Origin of the sequence: Bacillus haikouensis (assembly GCF_013179555.1) — a bacterium.
GTDB classification, from domain to species: Bacteria; Bacillota; Bacilli; order Bacillales; family Bacillaceae_B; genus Rossellomorea; species Rossellomorea haikouensis_A.
On the sequence record NZ_JABMCR010000321.1, the window covers coordinates 1 to 4,174 of the forward strand.

Consider the following 4,174-nt stretch of genomic DNA (forward strand, 5'->3'; position numbering starts at 1 on the left):
GCAGTTGCTTTCTTAGACAGCTTTCCACTCTCTTGAAGCATTTCTATCAATTTTTCCTCATTGGCAATCGCAAGGTCAAATGGCCCCTCTTGATGTGAATGAGATTTTTGTACCGCCGGCTTCACCAACACATTCTCCGGCACTGCAGTCCCCGCTGTTGCCGGTACAGCAAATGCGCCGACTCCCAAGGCAGCAGTGAGCGCCATAGATAAAACTTTACGTGTTTTCAACACGCCATTCCCCCTTATTATGTACTATATTTTTACAACTAATTACAATATACTAGATTTTTCAGAAAAATCTATATATTATGACATAAAACGATATTTTCCTCCTATGATAAAATTTTACAAGGGTATATTTTACTGATTCGAAATGGCGTTAAACACAAAAAGCTAGTCCTATATAACCAGGACCAGCTTTTCCGCAGGGCGCTATTTGATTTTTTTATTCCGGAATAACCATAAAAACTATTTGGCCTTTCTTAATTTCCGATACATTTTCCCATTCCAAAAGAAGAATTTTGTCACCCATCCTGCTTTCCCGAGGAATTCTTTTGAAAAATTCTGGACTCGTTTTTGACGGCTTGCTTTTTCATCAGACAGATACACCCCGATCAACCCTTTATTGATCAATCGGTGGAAGCCTGAATGCGGCAATTGATTCGTGTGTTCATCCGCCTTATGGAGGAAATGGATCAGCCTCTCTCTTAGGTGCTCGTCATTTTCATAGTAAAAGCAGAAATTGAGGTCTCCCCCCTCTTGATCTTCTTCCTGATCGATAAAATAATCCAACAGGATATGAAGACCCTGTACATAAGGGAAATAGCCCTCTTTTATTTTTTCAGTATAGGAAGGGTGAAAGTCCGGTCTGCTCGCATAAGAAACCAGGCAGAAGATGCCGAGTGTGGAACCCGAGCATGCAGAAAATTCATACCAGTCCATTTCTGGAAGATTTGAACGGTGGATTTCAAACCATTTCTGCAGCCTGACTTCCCTTTCTTCAGCTTTCACGTGTTTATGTATTTGCAAATCGCAATAATACTCACAGAGTTCGAGAAGTTCTGTTTGAATGCTGTGATAATGAGGAATCTCAGCCAGTGATTCCTGACAAACCTTCACTAACTCGCGTAAATAGCCTCCATCGTCCTGATCTTCCCTGAGAGCATAATAGTTCACAGACTCGGCACCGACCGTTAACGAATCTTTCATGGACTGGTGCAGAAGTTCAAAATCTTTCGGGTCGAGGGATGTACTCCGGTCACAAAGATTATCCAGATAATCGCTGATTGTTTGATAAGCGACTGTGAAACGGATCGTTTCCTTCTTCTTCTTCAAAGATAAAATCGAAAGGATCGAACCTCCTTCACAATGGAACGTCTTATGTTCAATGCTTGCCAATGCCTGTTTTCTCAATTCTTCATTCGGTATGGCATTGGCTCTGTTTTTCCAGTAATCAAGCTCCTTATGGACAAGCGGGAAAATATCCCGATATACTTTTCTCATTAACGTAAAGGGACTTGCAGGTACAGACAATCTATCACCTCATTTATATGATATACCCCAGCGCTTTCAAGCGGCTTTCAATAAATATCTTGGAGTATTCGAAGATCTCTTCCCGTTCCGGTTCATTATAAATTTCATGATAGCATTTCGGCCATTCTTTATAGTGCATCTCCGAAAGAGACAGTTCATTGAACCATTTCTTGACCGCTGATTTATCGACGATTTTATCATCACCGGCCTGCAGCACGAGAAGCGGGACATCCGGCAGCTTATTTAAATTGACCGTTGCAAGCTTGATGGCTTGTGCCAGCTCCCTGTACCAGCGCACGGATACCTTTGTGATATACAGCGTATCATTACTGTCAATTTCCCTCACATCTGCATTTCTGGTCGCCATATCAACTGTCAGGCCGGATGGGAACTTGACCATCGGAGCGATTTTATTCAACCCGTAAGAAAGCAGCTCTATCGGCTTTGAAGGTCCACCCACCAACCCCAGGCATGGAGATGACAAAATGACTCCGGCAAGATTCACATGAGTTTCCTGCAGCATGCGTACGGTAATCAGCCCCCCCATGCTGTGACCAAGGACGAATACGGGCAGTTCGAATTGATAAGCGGCCTGAACCCAATCTTTTACCTCAATTATATATTCGTCGAACGAATCAATATGTCCTCTTTGTCTCCTGGACGTCATCCCCTGCCCGGGAAGGTCTCCCATAATCACATGAAAACCTGCTGAACGCCACATTTCAATGAGCCAGCCGTATCGGCCATGGTGCTCCATTGCTCCGTGAATGATGACGATGACTGCCTTTGCCTCTTGATCTGTTTCCCATTTCCACATGGCAAATCCTCCTTAAATGTTTCTCAAATTGTTCGCATCTGCTACCATTATTATAGTAAATATTATTGAAAGGGGTAGTAAAAAATGCTCTATCCATATCAAGATAAAAAACCAATAATAGCAGAATCCGCTTTTATTGCCGATTATGTAACGATCTCTGGGGACGTTGAAATCGGGGAAGAATCCAGCATCTGGTTCAATACCGTCATCAGAGGGGACGTGGCACCTACCAAAATTGGACGAAAAGTGAATGTTCAGGACAACTCCATTCTTCACCAAAGTCCCAATAACCCCCTGATACTTGAAGACGAAGTGACAGTCGGCCACGGAGTCATTCTACATAGCTGTAAAATCAGAAAAAAAGCCCTGATCGGGATGGGATCCATCATTCTCGATAATGCCGAAATCGGAGAAGGTGCCTTTATAGGAGCCGGAAGCCTGGTTCCTCAAGGAAAAGTCATCCCGCCAAATACTCTTGCCTTTGGACGTCCGGCGAAAGTTGTGCGGGAGTTGAACGATCATGACATCAGTGAGATGAAGCGAATCTCTAGGGAATACGCCGAGAAGGGACAATATTATAAAAGCATCAAACCTTTTTAAGTCTTATACTTGTGATACCCAAACGTCCCTCTGATTACTCGTGTTAAATTACGGGTTACTTGTACTTGCTTGATTATCCGGTTTTTTGAGCCAGGCCCACTTCCTCTTTTTTGTGCCTGGCTCGTATCCTGCTTTTTGTGCCAGGCTCGATATGCGGCAAAAAGATCTTTCATTTTTTTCAGCCAGAGAAATTTTATATCGTCCATTTCTTGATTATATCTGCCAAATTTCAATATATCCGCCATTCTTCGTTTTTCAACAGAATCTGCACCGCTCTTCTCTGGCATTGAAGAACCATTGCCGCACTCCCCACATGCTATCCCCCACAAACTTCGCTCCATCAAAAAAACCAACACCCCTATCAAGTGTTGGTTTTTCTCATACCTGTTATTACTTTAAAGCCTCAGCCTTCAATACTTCAGCTTTGTTTGTACGCTCCCAAGGAAGATCAAGATCGTTGCGGCCAAAGTGTCCGTAAGCAGCAGTCTGCTTGTAAATCGGACGGCGAAGGTCCAGCATTTTGATGATTCCTGCAGGGCGCAGGTCAAAGTTGCTGCTTACAACATCAACCAATACTTCTTCAGAAACTTTACCGGTTCCAAATGTATCAACTGAAATAGATACCGGTTGTGCAACACCGATCGCATACGCCAATTGAACTTCACATTTTTCAGCAAGTCCGGCTGCTACGATGTTTTTCGCTACATAACGGGCTGCATAAGCTGCTGAACGGTCAACTTTCGTCGCATCCTTACCGGAGAATGCACCACCACCGTGACGTGCATAACCACCGTATGTGTCAACGATGATCTTACGGCCTGTTAGACCTGCATCACCTTGGGGTCCGCCGATAACAAAACGGCCAGTAGGGTTGATGAAGTATTTTGTCTTATCATCGATCAGTTCCTTTGGAACAACCGGGTCGATGACGTATTCTTTCAGATTACGCTGTATTTGCTCCAGTGAGACTTCTGGATGATGTTGAGTTGAGATGACAATAGTATCGATGCGAACAGGCTTATCATTTTCATCATATTCAACCGTCACCTGAGTTTTACCGTCCGGACGAAGATAAGGGAGAACTTCTTCTTTACGAACTTCAGTCAGCTGGCGTGAAAGCTTGTGCGCCAGTGAAATCGGAAGAGGCATAAGTTCTTTCGTTTCATTGCAGGCAAATCCAAACATCAGACCCTGGTCACCGGCGCCGATTGCGTCGATTTCT

At 43.9% G+C, this 4,174-nt stretch carries 6 protein-coding genes; 1 reads left to right on the plus strand and 5 read right to left on the minus strand.

The annotated features are described in order from the left end of the window. The 3 genes from HP456_RS20610 to HP456_RS20620 form a co-directional block, all read right to left on the minus strand. Positions 1 to 230, minus strand: a 230-nt coding sequence (locus tag HP456_RS20610; RefSeq protein WP_172254608.1) for a hypothetical protein, incomplete at its 3' end; no start/stop codon positions are given. A 240-nt stretch (positions 231 to 470) separates the two neighbouring features. Beyond that, the gene (gene tbcS / locus HP456_RS20615; protein ID WP_172254609.1) at positions 471 to 1,535 is read right to left on the minus strand and encodes a tetraprenyl-beta-curcumene synthase; all 1,065 of its coding nucleotides are present in this window, start codon (positions 1,533 to 1,535) and stop codon (positions 471 to 473) included. 13 nt (positions 1,536 to 1,548) lie between these two features. Then, positions 1,549 to 2,352, minus strand: a complete 804-nt coding sequence (locus tag HP456_RS20620; protein WP_172254610.1) for an alpha/beta hydrolase — start codon at positions 2,350 to 2,352, stop codon at positions 1,549 to 1,551. An 84-nt stretch (positions 2,353 to 2,436) separates the two neighbouring features. Here HP456_RS20620 and HP456_RS20625 point away from each other — a divergent pair, with 84 nt between their 5' ends. After that, positions 2,437 to 2,952: a gamma carbonic anhydrase gene (locus tag HP456_RS20625; protein ID WP_172254611.1), complete on the plus strand. Its 516-nt coding sequence runs from the start codon at positions 2,437 to 2,439 to the stop codon at positions 2,950 to 2,952. Here HP456_RS20625 and HP456_RS20630 read toward each other — a convergent pair. Together HP456_RS20630 and metK are read right to left on the minus strand one after the other, a co-directional pair. Continuing rightward, on the minus strand, positions 2,949 to 3,296 hold the full coding sequence (locus HP456_RS20630) for a hypothetical protein (RefSeq protein WP_172254612.1): 348 nt from the start codon (positions 3,294 to 3,296) through the stop codon (positions 2,949 to 2,951). The two genes, HP456_RS20625 and HP456_RS20630, sit on opposite strands and share 4 nt — an antisense overlap. A 46-nt stretch (positions 3,297 to 3,342) precedes the next feature. Further along, the coding region (gene metK, locus HP456_RS20635) for a methionine adenosyltransferase (RefSeq protein WP_172254614.1) at positions 3,343 to 4,174 on the minus strand (832 nt) is incomplete at its 5' end.

What these genes read in the sequence shown, in the direction of transcription:
- HP456_RS20620 (WP_172254610.1), bottom strand. Translation starts at nt 2,352, where the DNA reads ATGTGGAAATGGGAAACAGATCAAGAGGCAAAGGCAGTCATCGTCATC.
- HP456_RS20625 (WP_172254611.1), top strand. Translation starts at nt 2,437, where the DNA reads ATGCTCTATCCATATCAAGATAAAAAACCAATAATAGCAGAATCCGCT.